The following is a 15386-nucleotide window of genomic DNA, read 5'->3' as shown; positions in this document are numbered from 1 at the left end:
TGAATAAGATTTCTATCGCTAGTTTAAAAAAGTTAGGAAAGATTACTTATTGTCATCCAATAGTATAAGCTTAAGATCCAGATTTGTTCGATTCTTACCACTCACATAGAATAAGGCAATAAACTCCTCTGTTTCTTTGAGATGTTTATCGGAGAATGATCGAATGGAATCTTCATTGGTAAAGAATTCTGCCATGGCAGTTAGTCCCAATCCATGATCGGCAAAAAACATAATATGATTGGTATTATTAGAACCTTTAAATTTAGCCGCAATAGCATGTTCAAAGGTTCTAGAGTCTGATTTCAACTTCCATGTTGAGTCAGTTTTTGATTCATCACCAGTATAACTAATATAGACATTGTCTGCAATATTACCCGACAACTTTATATTAGTTGAGAATTCATTAAACACATCTCTGAACTGCGTATGGTAACGCATTGGACTCAAATAAATAATATTTTGGTCTTTTATATCACTTATTAAAAAATCCGTAGCTCTTCTAACTGCAAAATCTTTTCTGTGAGATGTGAATAATCGAGAGAAATGTCTTAGTGTTGCAGCATCTTCAAATGTGACATAATTATTCCAGGCTGGTTCATAACTATCTTCAGGAAGATTAAGGGAATCCAACATCTTTTGTAGTTGGAGGTCAGAATTAATACGTGTATCTCTGTGAAAGATAAAACTGCCGCCTGGTCCGGGACCTGAATAGCCATAAATGGGGCTTAAGTATAATGTATTTTGATAATTGTTCTTAAAAATAGACGACCATATTCTATCTTTTGGCTTACTGCTAATTAAAAATAATACGGCCAATAAAAGGATAAAGAAGAATGCCAGTATAATGGAAAAAACAGGCTTCTTTCTGCCAGATTTGCCATTTGTTACCTCTTTAAAACTTACTTTATATTGCCCTGTTTCAATAAAAATAGCGATAGGATCATTCTGTCCTTCTTCCTCGAAGTATCTCTTTAGTTTTTTTCGTAAATGGTAAATATTAACCCTGACAGTAGCTTCACTTTTTTCCTGTTCATATCGCGCACCAAAAATCTCATGACCGATATCGGCTGCTGTAATTTCTGCATCCTGGATCGACTTCTCAACAAGAAACTTTAATAAAACATTAGTGGTAGTCGATTTTGAGAATGTTTTACTACCAAGTATGCGTTTTAACGTTTCTTTTTTGTCTTGTTCTGTAATCATTAGGATCTTCTTAAATGTAAAGAAAACAAAAAATACAATCCTCACAAAACTAAGACCTTAAGTCTTGTGTTTTAACCGTTAAAACAAGGGTAAAAACAACGTAAAAACCGCTTTTAATAAGTTAGTTGAGTTAAATTTAAAAACATTCGTTTTTTAACAGTTAACTCAAGTATGATATGAAAATAAGAAGTATTGTCTCTATCCTTTTCATTTTTGCTCTTTCGATACAAGCGCAAAAAAGTTCAAAAGAATTATTTAATGGAAAAAATCTTAAAGGTTGGCAACCACTTAACGGACATGCCACTTATATAGTTGAAGATGGCGCTATTGTTGGAATAACAACCGAAGGATCTCCAAGTACCTACCTTGCTACCAAAAAACAATTTACCAACTTCATTCTTGAATATGAAATAAAAATGGATGGCGGTCTCAACGGTGGCGTGCAGATTCGAAGTCAATATGACAAGACCAGGGGAGTTCATAGTGTTTATGGGCCACAGGTTGAAGCCGATGATTCACCCCGCGGATGGTCTGGAGGTATTTATGATCAAAGCCGAAATAACTGGCGGTATCCTGTTGAGTATAATCCAGAAGTTAAAACGGCGTATAAAAACCAGGAATGGAATAAGGTAAAAGTGATTGCTGCAGGTAACAGAATCGCAACCTGGTTGAATGGGGTAAACATTGCTAATCTGATTGAAGAAGAAATTGAGACTGGATTTGTGGCTTTACAGGTTCACTCTGCCGGGGGCGAATCAATCGGTAAAAAAACACGCTGGAGAAATATTACCATTAAAGAGATTCCAGCTGATTATGAATTTGAAACAACAGCTCCTGAAATTAGCTACTTAAAGAATACTCTGACAAAAAATGAGACCGCTGACGGTTGGAACCTACTTTGGGATGGAAAAACAACACAAGGTTGGCGCGGAGCCAAACTTGACGATTTTCCAACTAATGGCTGGACCATTCAGGATGGAATTTTATCCGTACAATCATCAGGAGGAGCTGAATCTGAAAATGGGGGCGATATTGTAACCACTCAGGCATATAAAAACTTTATTCTGGAAGTCGATTTTAAATTTACCAAAGGAGCCAACAGTGGAATTAAATATTTTGTAAATACCGAATTAAATAAAGATAAAGGTTCTGCCATCGGATGTGAGTTCCAGATTTTAGATGATGATATTCACCCTGATGCTAAAAAAGGAGTTAATGGTAACCGCACTTTAGGATCACTCTACGACCTGATAAAAGCAAGTGGCAGAGAATATATTCCATCGCTTGGCCCATTGAAATATGTAAACCAATATAATTGGAACAGAGCCCGTATTGTTGTTAATGGCAAAAAAGTGGAACATTACTTAAACGGCTGCAAGGTGGTTGAGTATGTACGAAACACACAACAATGGAGAGCTTTGGTTGCTTACAGCAAATATAGTATATGGCCGGGCTTTGGAGAAGCCGAGGAAGGCCTGATATTACTTCAGGACCATGGTGATGAAGTTCACTTTAAGAATATTAAAATAAAGGAACTATAAAAAACCCTGAGAATATACTGTATAACTTACATAACAAAGTCATGAATGCATTTCACATATTAAATCCAATTTTCTATTTAAAATGACAACACGAAGAAACTTTATAAAAAATACAGCCCTTGGCATGGCAGGTATCAGTTTACTGAGTTCAACAAAGGCGTATGCCAACATCATTGGCTCCAATGAAACTGTTAATGCAGCCATCCTGGGAACAGGCGGACGCTCTTATGCTTTAGCTCAATCGATTGGTCTTGCCAGTAACATCAAATTAGTTTACGCATGCGATGTTGACTCTAACAGGTTAAATGATTTTAAGAACTATTGCAATAAAACATTGGGCTATGAACCATCATTGGAAAAAGACTTTAGAAAAGTTCTTGAGAAGAAGGATGTAGATGCAATATTAATTGCAACACCTGAACATTGGCATGCCCCGATGGCGATAATGGCATTACAGGCTGGTAAACATGTGTATGTCGAAAAACCCTGTAGTCACAATCCATATGAAACAGAATTGCTTATTGCTGCCCAGGCAAAATATCAAAAAGTGGTTCAAATGGGCAATCAACAACGATCATCTGAGAGTTCATCCATTGCTATTAAAGATATTCGTGACGGCCTAATTGGGGACGTTTATAATGCAAAAGCATTTTATTCCAATACCAGAGGTCCTATTGGTACAGGAAAAGTAGTATCTGTTCCCAACCATCTTGATTGGGATTTATGGCAAGGGCCCGCTCCACGTGAAAACTACAGAGATAATGTGCATCCGTATAACTGGCATTGGTTTAAGACCTGGGGCACGGGAGAAATACATAATAACGGAACCCATGAAATTGATATTTGCCGATGGGCTTTAGGTGTTGACTATCCTATTCGTGTTGTTTCAACCGGAGGAAGACTTCATTACAAAGGTGATGACTGGGAATGGTTTGATACACAATTGGCAAGTTATGAGTTTGAGGGTGGTAAAATGCTTTCATGGGAAGGCAACAGCTGTAATGGGTTTAACAAAGGAGGCGGCCGTGGAGTTTATATATACGGGACCAAAGGTTCAATGCATTTGAATAGAGAGAAATATACTTTATATGATCTTGGAGGAAGAGAAATTAAAACTGTAAACGAACAACATAAAGGTACTTCAAATAACACGGCTGATTTATCCGGATTTGATGGATTGACAGTCAAACATATTCAGAATTTCGCCAATGCTATACGTACCAATGAGCAACTAAAATCGCCTATCGCTTCTGCAGGAATTTCAACTCAGTTATGCCATTTGGGTAATATAGCTCAAGAGGTTGGAGAGAGTCTTAAGATTGATCCTGCTACAGGAAAGGTAGTTGGCAACAAAGCAGCAGCTAAACTCTGGAAACGTGAATACGAAAAGGGCTGGGAACCCAAAATATAATCTTAAAAAACACAAAAACCTATCTTACACTTCAGTGAGATAGGCTTTTAACTTTTTATTGTATCAAAATGAATATCAATCTTTTTCATAAAACCTTTTTGTCGATGAATACCCGTATGGATGTTGTATTATGGGGAAATGACTATTCGTTGCATTGTGAGGTTTTTGAGGAAATCAAGAAAAAAACTATTGATCTGGAAAGAATTTTTAGTCGTTTTGATTCTCAGGCAGAGACCTTTTACGTAAACCAAAATGCATTTAAAAAAGAACTAAAAGTTAGTTCCGTATTATTTAAAGTAATCGAAAGTTGTATTGAATTTAAAAATCTTACAGAAGGTTACTTCGATGTTTGCTATCAAGGTAGAATGAATGAAGACCTTACAGAGAGGAATGATTTACAACTAAATAATAATACATCCGGGATCAGGTTTTTGAATGACAACATCAAACTGGATTTTGGTGCAATTGGCAAGGGAATTGCCTTAGCTCATGTTCGTAACATCTTAAAATTATATGGGATCGAAAATGCATTGGTTAGTTTTGGCGAAAGTTCAGTACTAACAGTTGGAAGGCATCCATTTGGAGAATATTGGCCTTTTTCATTTCAATCTCAGAACGGAATTAATGAAGAACTGCAACTCACAAACGATTGTATTTCCATTAGTGGATTACATAATGGAATGGCTCATATCAAGAATCCTAAAACAGGTCAATTATGCCAATCAAAAAGGACTGTTTGTGTTGTAACTGATGACCCTATAAGTGCCGAAGTGTTATCAACAGCTCTAATTGCAGCACCCATTGAAAAGCATTCTCAAATACTAGAAAATTTCAAGGTCAGGAAAGTATTGTACAACTCATTTTCAGCCTAATTAACACAACCTAATCATTGAAAATATCCATGAAGGGAAACAGAAGAGATTTTATAAAAAAAACTGCCATAGCAGGTGCCGGTTTGGCTTTAGCTGCTTCTCCATTTGGCAGAACATTTGCGGCCTTAGCCAGCGATAAGAAAGTGCGTCTGGCTGTTATCGGAACCGGTAGTCGAGGAAGATATCTTATGGAACTTCTCCTGGCTCAAAAAGTGAATCCTAATTATGAACTTGTTGCAGTATGTGATAATTACGGACCAAGCTTAAATGAAGCAGTTGCTTTAGCGAAACGATATAAAATTAATCCCAAAACCTATACTGACTATAGCCAATTAATCAACCAAAGCCCGGTTGACGGTGTTATTATTGCCACTCCTTTGCACCAACATGCTCATATTACTATCGATTGCCTGAACAAAGGTATTCATGTATTGTGTGAGAAAGCTATGGCTCGTACTCTGGATGATACGAAGGCTATGTATGATGCTCATATAAATTCCGGATCAATCCTATTGATCGGGCATCAACGGCTTCATAGTAATCAGTATATAAATGCTTTGGAGCGAATTCACAATGGAGAAATTGGAGTCATTGGTCAGATGAAAGCCTATTGGCACAGAAATCATAATTGGAGACGGGATGTACCGGATAATCAACCTGATCTGGAGCGCAAAATTAATTGGAGACTTTATAAAGAATATTCAGCCGGCCTTTTAACCGAATTAATGTCTCATCAGTTACAGGTTGCGAATTGGGCAATGAAGAAATACCCTGTTTCTGTTATGGCTACAGGTAGTATTCAATATTATAAAGATGGAAGGGAAGTACCCGATAATATGGCAGCCATTTTTTCATATGATGATGGTACCCAATTTATCTATGACTCAATGACTATTAACAAAGCCGAAGGATGTGAAGAACATATAATTGGTGATTATGCGACTATGAAATTAGAGTCAAATAATATTTTACGGGAAGACCCAATTAAACCCGAACCTGCACCAGGTATTGCTCAATTGATTAATGACATTCAGAATGGTCTCTTTAAAAGTGCTCCCATCGGAGGTTCAAGTTGGGCCGCAGAAACAGCCGTAAGCTACAATGGTGAAGAGATTTACAAAGGTCAGGATGGAGATGGAACCCGGGAGGAAATCGTTCATTTTATAGACTATATCCAGCAAAAATCATCCCCTGAATGGATGACAAAAGAAGGTTATTATACAAGTATCTGGTCACTATTAACTGAGAAATCCATAGAATCAGGTGAGCGAATCACATGTCCTGATAAATATCTGATCGGATAAAATTGTTCATGGAATTTGGTATAACTCAAATCAGAAGAATTATGAAAGACATCACAATAAAAAGCAAAAATATCCGCAGAGAAATGATTATCTGGCTACTTCTCCTTGGCATATCATTTGGCCTTAATATATATTCCATCATTAAATATCAATCTCAATGGAGCGAATTGTATAGTTCATTGGGTTTTGTAATAGCAATAAGTTGTACTCTATATATTGCAATCGCAATAATCCGATTGTTTTATTGGGTAATACTCAAAATAGTACGTCGAAGTTAAAATGCATGCTATAACAACATCAGGATAATTATTGGATTAACATATTTTTCTAAAGCCACTTCTATTTTGAGGTGGCTTTTTTAATCGCAAAAAATGATGTTGACAAATGGCAATAAGGCGCCATAACTTTATGCTTTTCAGATTAAAATGGACATCATGAAAAAACCAGTCATTTACTTTTTCGTTAGCTTACTTTTATCCAGTCAAATCGTTCTCTCTCAGAATATGCAGAAAGAAATTGAAAGTACCATTGAATCTATCATGCAGAGTTCAATGGATAAAGACATTGATAAGTCGATGTCGTTCTGGAATAACAGTGACGACTTTCTACTTATTGTGGATGGACATGAATATAACATTACTCAATTAAGAGAAATGTATGAAAACTTCCTAGGCAATATGGAGAAACAAGAGGTACTTAAAAATTCTGTTGAGGTCACTCCTCTTGGCAAGTATATTGCTCTTTGTATCTGGAAAGGTACAGAATCTATTAAAATGAAAGACTCAGAAACAGTTGAAGCCAATTGGATATCGACACTGATTATGGAAAATAAAAAAGGGGGTTGGGTCATCATACATGGCCATACCACCCATTATTAATAAAAACGATAAGCGAATAAAGGTCATCCAAAACAAGATGACCTTTTTTTGAATATGATCTACTCTATTTTAGAGTAAATTCTGCAATCCTAAAAACTACATAAACGTTAAATTGTACTATACATAATTTATGTTTGTTTATGCATGCATGATAGAGGAATAATCCTATTAAAAAACTATATTAAATTAAATAAATTCTGAACTTATAATATTACAGCTATTTAGATTAGTTCTTAAGTATATTTAATCTATTTTTATAATAATAACTTAACTATAGATAAGCATCTTATGTATAGATTTGTAACCAAACCAGCATTTTTATTTATCTTCCTTCTTTCAGTATGCTTTCTCAGTAATTGCCAATACGAGTATGTTGAAATTGATCTGCCAAATGAAACTGTTCTGGTTAGCTTTTCGGATGAGATACTACCAATCTTTGACAACAATTCTTGTACAGCCTGTCATTCAAATGGATCAATAATTGATTTACGACGGGATAATGCCTATAGTTCAATTGTTCCAGATCTCATCAATAAAGAAGATCCATCTCTAAGTCTTATTTACCAATATCCTAATCCAACCTATAATGGTCACCAATATAAGAAATATACTCCATACCAGGCTGCGTTAGTATTTAATTGGATTAAACAAGGTGCCATGAATAATTAAACGTCCTTTAAAACTATGAAAAGAATCCTTCCTATAATATTATTATCATTCACATTCATTTCGCTATGGGGACAGCAAGAAACCCCGAATAATGATAAACCCAAAGATCTTCCAGTCAGGGAACCTTTTCTTAGTGGAGTTTTATTAGATAACCAAACTACTTTTGTCCCCGTTAAGAACACATTTGAATATGTGATACAGCATAAGTTTGGGACAATGGATAATGGTTTTAAAGATGTATTTGGCATCTATGCACCTTTAGCATCAATAAGAATGGGGATAAACTATGTTCCAATTAAAAATATGCAAATTGGATATGGATTAAGTAAACATAGGATGTATAGTGATTTTTCAGTTAAATACACTATTGCCGAACAAACCCGACAAAATTCTATGCCTGTTGCCATTACCTTATATGCAAATTGTGCAATTGATGCTCGTGACAAAGATGTATTTGGAAAAAATTACACATTTAAGAATCGTCTTGCTTATTTCTCTCAAATTATTCTTAGCAGAAAGTTCGGGGAACTCATGACAATCCAAGCCAACGGTAGTTTTACACATTATAATAAAACTGACCTTGAAATTGACCATGATAAAATTTCAATTGGAGTTAACGGTCGAATTGCCATTAATTACAAATACTCCATTATATTTCAATACGATCACCCTTTAAAATTAAACTCTATTACAGAGCATCGTGAATTTGTGGACCATCCTAAGCCAAATGTTGGAATTGGATGGGAAATTAGAACTAGTGCACATGTATTTCAGTTGTTTGCCTCTTCTTCCGACAATTTTGTTTCACAACATAACACCATGTTTAATCAGAATGATTGGTTAGATGGTCAGCTTAAATTTGGTTTTACAATTACACGCTTATATAATTTTTAGTACCAAAATTTAAAATTACATAATATGAAAAAAAATTTCATTCTTATCCTGGGATTCAGTGTTATTCTCACAGTATCCATGTCGTTTATCCCAGGAGATAATCAAGATTACAAGAAAAAGGAGGTTCCAAAAGAGTTTGTAGAGAAAGAAAATCCTTATAAGGGAGATGAATCTCTTAAAATGATAGGACTTCGAAACTTCAACCGACATTGTGTATCATGCCATGGAAAAAAAGGTAAAGGAGATGGAGTGATGGCTAAGAATATGAAAGTTTCACCAGGCGATTTAACCTTACCAGAAATGGATCAATATACAGATGGTGAGATTTATTACTTATCATTTATTGGTATAGAAAACAGACCTGATTTTTTAAAACTAATTCCAAGCGAAGAAGATAAGTGGGCAGTTGTGAACTTCGTGCGTACACTGAACGATTAATTGGTTCTGAAAGTTGAAATCGCCATGATAGAAACGTAAACCATTCGATTGTTGAGATAGCTTAGAAAATATTCCCCCATATTTTTTGGAAGTCTTCAATGCTTAGAATCAGTTAAATTAACCAAACTACAACTTATAATAACCTGCTATGTCATTGAAAAGAAAACTAATATTCCTTGTGATTCTTCCTGTTGTAGCCAGTGGAGTAATTGCACTTATTGTATCTTCATTCAGAATTTATGATCAGGGACTCGAAGATCTTGAAACCAAAAGTAATGACATCTTAGATTTATACACCGTTCATTTCTTAAGATATCATACAGATGGTAGTATGTCAGAAGATAATAATGAATCTTTGAACAGTTCCTACAATTTTCGCATTGTATCTCAGAACGCTCTAAATGAAGCTCACAACTCCACACCAGAAGAAGTTGAATATGAAAAAACACTTTCTGAAGGTGATCTGAATAATCTGAAAATCATTGATGAAAATTCAAGTGAGATGAAGATTATCAGACCGGTATACTACTCTGAAGAACAAAACTGTGCCTTCTGTCATAATCAGAACCAGAGTCTAAGTGTATCATCCGGAGATCATATCCGTGGTCTTTTTATTGTTTCATCAAGTTTAACACCAGTATACTCCAATGTCAAAAAATCAATATTTCAGATTTCCGGATTTAGTATTATCATAGCCATAATAGCGATAGTATTAGGTATAATAGTAATCCGGAAAATCAGTAAGTCTATTAATAACATTTTGATAGCAAGTAAAAAAATTACTGAAGGAGATTTAAGTACAGACATTGAGATAAATAATAATGATGAACTTGGGGAGATTGCATTTAGCATACAGAAAATGATTGAAAGTATGCGAAGGATACTTCAAACCATTATTTCTGGTGCCGATCAATTAGCCAAAACAGGAGAAAAGATTAGTGAAAATTCTTTAATTGTTTCACAAGCTGCAACCGAACAAGCCAGCTCTATTGAAGAAGTATCAGCCGCGATGGAGGAAATGTTAGCTTCGATCCAGCAAAATACGATGGTGAGTGGTCAAACACGTGATAAGGCACAACTTGCTTATAAGTCCATGCAGGACGTGGGAAACTCGGCTGACAAAAGTATGGAGTCGATACAAAGTATTTCAGATAAGATCATTATTATTAATGACATTGCCAGTCAAACTAACATTTTAGCTCTTAATGCAGCTGTTGAGGCAGCCCGGGCTGGTAATGAGGGGAAAGGATTTGCTGTTGTAGCTGGTGAAGTGAAAAAACTGGCAGATTTAAGCACCAAAGCTGCCGATGAAATTATCAGATTATCAGGCTCCTCAGTTAAAGTAACAGCTGAGGCTGTTGAATTAGTATCAAGGACTTTACCAGAAATTGAAAAGACAGCAGAATTGAGTCAGGAAGTAAATGCAGCCAGTAATGAGCAAAATATTAGTAGCGAGCAGATTAATTCAAGTATAATCGAATTAAACCGATCAACTCAATTAAATGCTTCAACAGCAGAAGAAATGGCTTCCAGTGCCAGAGAACTAAACTCACAGGCACAACAATTCAAGGAAATAGTATCATTCTTCAAGTTATAAACGAGATAACCTAGAAAATATAAAGCCACCTTTATAGGGTGGCTTTAATATTGAATTAGCTATAATTCTATTTTTTATTCAGCGTGTTGTTCAATTAACAGGTTAAGAATATCACAACCTGCCTTGGCAACAGAAGTACCAGGACCAAAGATAGCCACAGCACCTGCATCGTAAAGGAATTGATAATCCTGAGCTGGAATTACACCACCACAAATTACCATGATATCCTCACGACCCAAATTCTTCAATTCCTCAATAATTTGAGGAACCAATGTTTTGTGACCGGCAGCCAATGAAGAAACTCCCACAACGTGAACGTCGTTTTCAACAGCTTGCTTAGCAGCTTCGGCAGGCGTCTGGAACAATGGTCCCATATCAACGTCGAAACCTATATCGGCATAACCTGTTGCAACTACTTTAGCACCGCGGTCGTGTCCATCCTGACCCATTTTAGCGATCATGATACGTGGTTGACGACCTTCTTTTTCGGCGAAATCCTTAGCCAACTGCTGGGCTTTTGCAAACTCTTTATCGTCTGCTGCTTCTGCACTGTACACTCCTGAAATTGATCTGATTACTGCGTTATATCTACCAACAATCTTTTCACAAGCATCAGAGATCTCACCTAATGAAGCACGTTTTTGAGCAGCGTCAACTGCTAACTCAAGTAAGTTACCTTCACCGGTTTCAACTGCTTTGGTAATTGCAGCCAATGCAGCTTGTACCTCTGCCTCGTTACGGTTAGCGCGAAGTTTTTCCAAACGCTCAATTTGCGAACGACGAACTTCTACGTTATCAACATCCAAAATGTCGATAGGATCTTCTTTCTCTAAGCGGTACTTGTTAGTACCCACGATAGTTTGCGTCTTACTGTCGATTTTAGCCTGTGTACGGGCAGCAGCTTCTTCGATACGCATCTTAGGAATACCTGATTCGATCGCTTTAGCCATACCACCTAACGACTCAATCTCCTGGATGTGAGCCCAGGCTTTGTCAACCAACTCCTGAGTTAATGACTCAACATAGTAAGAACCGGCCCATGGGTCAACAGCCTTACAGATTTGAGTTTCATCCTGGATGAAGATCTGAGTGTTACGAGCAATACGAGCTGAGAAATCAGTAGGTAAGGCAATCGCCTCATCCAATGCGTTGGTGTGTAGCGACTGAGTGTGACCTAAAGCAGCACCCATTGCCTCGATACAAGTACGTCCAACGTTGTTGAAAGGATCTTGCTCAGTCAATGACCATCCTGAAGTTTGCGAGTGAGTACGCAATGCTAACGACTTAGGATTCTTAGGGTTGAATTGCTTAACAATTTTAGCCCATAACATACGTCCTGCACGCATTTTGGCAATCTCCATAAAGTGGTTCATACCAATAGCCCAGAAGAATGACAAACGAGGAGCAAATGCATCGATGTCCAATCCGGCTTGCGTACCTGCACGAAGGTATTCTAAACCATCAGCTAAAGTATATGCCAACTCAATATCAGCGGTTGCACCTGCTTCCTGCATGTGGTAACCCGAGATAGAAATAGAGTTGAACTTTGGCATCTTTTGAGAAGTATATTCAAAGATGTCAGCAATAACTTTCATTGAGAACTCAGGTGGGTAAATATATGTGTTACGCACCATGAATTCTTTCAGGATATCGTTTTGGATAGTACCTGAAAGTTGCTCTAATGTAGCACCTTGCTCTAAACCTGCAACGATGTAGAAAGCCATTACCGGCAATACAGCACCGTTCATTGTCATTGATACTGACATTTTATCCAATGGAATACCATCGAATAATACGTTCATATCAAGGATAGAGTCGATAGCCACACCAGCTTTACCTACGTCACCAACCACACGCTCGTGGTCTGAATCGTATCCGCGGTGTGTAGCCAGGTCGAATGCTACAGAAAGACCTTTCTGACCAGCAGCCAGGTTACGACGGTAGAATGCGTTTGACTCTTCAGCAGTTGAGAAACCTGCATACTGACGAATAGTCCAGGGACGCATTGCGTACATACCTGAGTATGGTCCGCGAAGGTATGGTGGTAAACCCGAAGCATAGTTCAAGTGCTCCATTCCTTCCAGGTCATCTTTGCTGTAAACTGGTTTAACAGGGATCTGTTCGGCTGTCATCCAGTCTTTTTCAATCCCGTGTTCTTTTTCCCAGGCTTTGGTGTCTTTTGACCCGTCAGCCTTGGTTTTAATATTTATGTTTTTAAAATTTGGTCTCATTTTTTAGATTTTTAGATGATTAGACAATAGACAATTAGAAATTCTCTGAAAGGACTTTAGTGTCAAACGATGAAATCATTTTTTGAAGTTCATCTAATTTTACTAAAAACTCCTCCAGAATAGATTCTATTATAAACTCAAGATCAAATGATAGATACAATTGAGTTTCCAGCTCCAATGCTGAACTATAAGCAATTTCCAGAAAGCGACTAAATTCCTTATTCGTTTTTCTACCGGTTCCTTCTGCAATATTTGAAGGGATAGAAACAGAAGCTCGTCTCATTTGGCTAACCAATCCATAAATTTCAGATTGAGGAAAATCAGATGTAAGCTTGTAAATATCTTTAACAAGAGATCTGCTTTTCTGCCAAATTTGTAGTTCCTTAAAATTATGCTTCCTTTTCATTGCAACAGATAATATCAATCAGATTATCTATAAGTCTATAGTCTCAAAGTCTACTATTCTAATATCATTTTGTTGAACCCTTGAAGAGTCTCCAACACGTTTGAACGAACATTAACGAAGTTGGTAATACCTTTCGCTTTCAATTCTTCAGCACAAGCAGGAGCTCCGGCTACAACTAAAGGAGTATCGCCTAATAATTCGAACGCTTTAGGAGCAGCTTCTGCATATTCGTCATCAGAGCTACATAAAACAACAATGTCAGCACCGGCAGCTTTAGCAGCTTCCACACCTTCTTCAATTGTTTTGAATCCTAAGTTATCAGCGATTTCGTATCCTGCACATCCAAAGAAGTTACCTGAGAACTGAGCACGAGCTAAACGCATTGCAAGATTTCCGTATGTTAACATAAATACCTTAGGACGTTTTGCTGCTTTTTCAGTAGCTAAACGCAATGCTTCAAACTCATCAGCTGCACGGAAAGTAACGATTGGCTCAATTTCTGTTTCGCCCTGACATGAAGTACAAACTTTCTCTAATTTAGAGAAGTCGATTTTTGAAGAAATTACTTCACCTGTATTAGGATACTGGTTAGTACCTAACAAGTTTTCGCGACGAGTTGCTACTGCTATACGACGTTTGTCAGCAGTTTCTTTAACCATTGCCTGAATAAATCCTTCTTTTAAAGCAGCCAAGTAACCGCCTTTTTCTTCAACCTCAACAAATAAAGCCCATGCCTGCTCAGCAATGTTATCTGTTAAGTTTTCGATATAATATGACCCTGCTGAAGGGTCAACAATCTTGTCGAAGTGAGATTCTTCTTTTAATAATAATTGTTGGTTACGTGCAATACGCTCAGAGAATACATCAGTTTCTTTATATAAAGCATCGTAAGGCTGAACTGTTAGTGATTGAGTTCCACCTAATGTTGCCGACATAGCTTCTGTTTGAGTACGTAACATGTTTACGTTTGGATCGAAAATGGTTTTATTCCATTCTGATGTTTCACTGTGAACATGCAATTTACATGCCTCAACGCTTGATGGTTGGTATGCCTCTACAATTTTAGCCCATAGCATACGTCCAGCTCTCAACTTGGCAATTTCCATGAAGTAGTTACCACTTACACCAAAGTTGAATTTGATGTTTGCAGCAGCTGCATCAATAGAAAGACCTTTTTCAGTTAACTGAGCCAGATACTCGTTACCCATTGCTAATCCAAATGCCAATTCCTGAACGATAGATGCTCCGGCATTGTTGTAGTGCTTAGCGTTAACAGCAAATGTTTTGAATTGAGATAAGCCTGAAGTTGCTTCAACCAATTCTTTAACACTGTTAATAGCTTTGTCCATTTCGCAACAAGCTTTACCCTTAATGGTTAAGTCACCAATTGGATCGAAGTTGATTGAACCTTTTACTTCAGCTACATTGCTTTTTTCAATTACTGCAACAACCGCTTGCGTCAACAAGCTGTTTCCACAACAAGCTGAGAAGTTAATTTCTACATCTTCTGAAAGAACACCAGCTAGTAAAGCCTCGATGTTAGCTTCTGTAATGATTTCTTTATCTTCGATAATAAAACCAATACTGTCTACTCCTTTAGTAAGAAGATTTACTGCTTTTTCGTTTGCTGCTTTTACATCAGTCACTTTAATGTCCTGACGTACGAACCATTTATTGCTTTTAGCGTTATTACCTCTAACATAAGGAAACTCGCCAGGCTGGCTCTCTAAGTAATTTAACGAATCAAGGTCTTCAGAGCGGTAAAAAGGTCGAACGTTGAACCCTTCATTGGTTCTCCAAACGAGCTTCTTTTCAAAGTCTGCTCCTTTCAGGTCTGCTGTGATTTTATCCATCCACTCTTGAGTAGATACGGGTGGAAAATCACTAAATAACAGTTGTTTTGTTTTATCTGCCATAATATATAACTGTTTGTTTTTTTCCG

13 protein-coding genes are annotated in these 15386 nt (G+C 37.0%); 9 read left to right on the top strand and 4 right to left on the bottom strand.

The window, feature by feature from the left end:
* Positions 1 to 42 precede the first annotated feature (42 nt).
* Positions 43 to 1203 carry a hypothetical protein gene (locus tag ACRD62_RS15845; protein WP_430821091.1) on the bottom strand — a complete coding sequence of 387 codons (1161 nt, stop codon included), beginning with the start codon at positions 1201 to 1203 and terminating at the stop codon, positions 43 to 45.
* 176 nt (positions 1204 to 1379) lie between these two features.
* On the opposite strand from ACRD62_RS15845, the gene ACRD62_RS15840 reads away from it, so the two are divergent.
* From ACRD62_RS15840 to ACRD62_RS15800, 9 genes are all read left to right on the top strand, one after another.
* Positions 1380 to 2744 (top strand): 3-keto-disaccharide hydrolase, encoded by a 1365-nt coding sequence (locus ACRD62_RS15840; protein WP_430821090.1) that lies wholly within the window; start codon positions 1380 to 1382, stop codon positions 2742 to 2744.
* 82 nt (positions 2745 to 2826) lie between these two features.
* Entirely contained in the window at positions 2827 to 4155 is a 1329-nt protein-coding gene (locus ACRD62_RS15835) for a Gfo/Idh/MocA family protein (RefSeq protein WP_430821089.1), read from the top strand.
* A gap of 68 nt (positions 4156 to 4223) precedes the next feature.
* Positions 4224 to 5027, top strand: coding sequence for an FAD:protein FMN transferase (locus tag ACRD62_RS15830; RefSeq protein WP_430821088.1), 804 nt, complete (start codon positions 4224 to 4226; stop codon positions 5025 to 5027).
* 29 nt (positions 5028 to 5056) lie between these two features.
* Positions 5057 to 6331 carry a Gfo/Idh/MocA family protein gene (locus ACRD62_RS15825; RefSeq protein ID WP_430821087.1) on the top strand — a complete coding sequence of 425 codons (1275 nt, stop codon included), beginning with the start codon at positions 5057 to 5059 and terminating at the stop codon, positions 6329 to 6331.
* Between the two features lie 434 nt (positions 6332 to 6765).
* On the top strand, positions 6766 to 7209 hold the full coding sequence (locus tag ACRD62_RS15820) for a YybH family protein (RefSeq protein ID WP_430821086.1): 444 nt from the start codon (positions 6766 to 6768) through the stop codon (positions 7207 to 7209).
* Between the two features lie 288 nt (positions 7210 to 7497).
* The gene (locus tag ACRD62_RS15815; protein WP_430821085.1) at positions 7498 to 7878 is read left to right on the top strand and encodes a hypothetical protein; all 381 of its coding nucleotides are present in this window, start codon (positions 7498 to 7500) and stop codon (positions 7876 to 7878) included.
* A 15-nt stretch (positions 7879 to 7893) separates the two neighbouring features.
* Positions 7894 to 8772: a DUF5777 family beta-barrel protein gene (locus tag ACRD62_RS15810; RefSeq protein WP_430821084.1), complete on the top strand. Its 879-nt coding sequence runs from the start codon at positions 7894 to 7896 to the stop codon at positions 8770 to 8772.
* Positions 8773 to 8796: 24 nt separating this feature from the next.
* Positions 8797 to 9210, top strand: coding sequence for a c-type cytochrome (locus tag ACRD62_RS15805; RefSeq protein WP_430821083.1), 414 nt, complete (start codon positions 8797 to 8799; stop codon positions 9208 to 9210).
* A gap of 148 nt (positions 9211 to 9358) precedes the next feature.
* Positions 9359 to 10807: a methyl-accepting chemotaxis protein gene (locus tag ACRD62_RS15800; protein ID WP_430821082.1), complete on the top strand. Its 1449-nt coding sequence runs from the start codon at positions 9359 to 9361 to the stop codon at positions 10805 to 10807.
* Between the two features lie 74 nt (positions 10808 to 10881).
* On the opposite strand, the gene scpA is transcribed toward ACRD62_RS15800, so the two are convergent.
* The 3 genes from scpA to ACRD62_RS15785 are packed head-to-tail and all read right to left on the bottom strand — an operon-like array spanning position 10882 to position 15360.
* Positions 10882 to 13038 carry a methylmalonyl-CoA mutase gene (gene scpA, locus ACRD62_RS15795; RefSeq protein ID WP_430821081.1) on the bottom strand — a complete coding sequence of 719 codons (2157 nt, stop codon included), beginning with the start codon at positions 13036 to 13038 and terminating at the stop codon, positions 10882 to 10884.
* A 34-nt stretch (positions 13039 to 13072) separates the two neighbouring features.
* Positions 13073 to 13444, bottom strand: coding sequence for a four helix bundle protein (locus tag ACRD62_RS15790; protein ID WP_430821080.1), 372 nt, complete (start codon positions 13442 to 13444; stop codon positions 13073 to 13075).
* Between the two features lie 53 nt (positions 13445 to 13497).
* Positions 13498 to 15360, bottom strand: coding sequence for a methylmalonyl-CoA mutase family protein (locus tag ACRD62_RS15785; RefSeq protein WP_430821079.1), 1863 nt, complete (start codon positions 15358 to 15360; stop codon positions 13498 to 13500).
* Between the last annotated feature and the right edge of the window lie 26 nt (positions 15361 to 15386).

It is taken from the genome of Carboxylicivirga caseinilyticus, from assembly GCF_050589785.1.
GTDB classification, from domain to species: domain Bacteria; phylum Bacteroidota; class Bacteroidia; order Bacteroidales; family Marinilabiliaceae; genus Carboxylicivirga; species Carboxylicivirga caseinilyticus.
The sequence above is the reverse complement of the archived record's forward strand: the minus strand, read 5'-3'. Positions and strand labels throughout refer to the sequence as shown.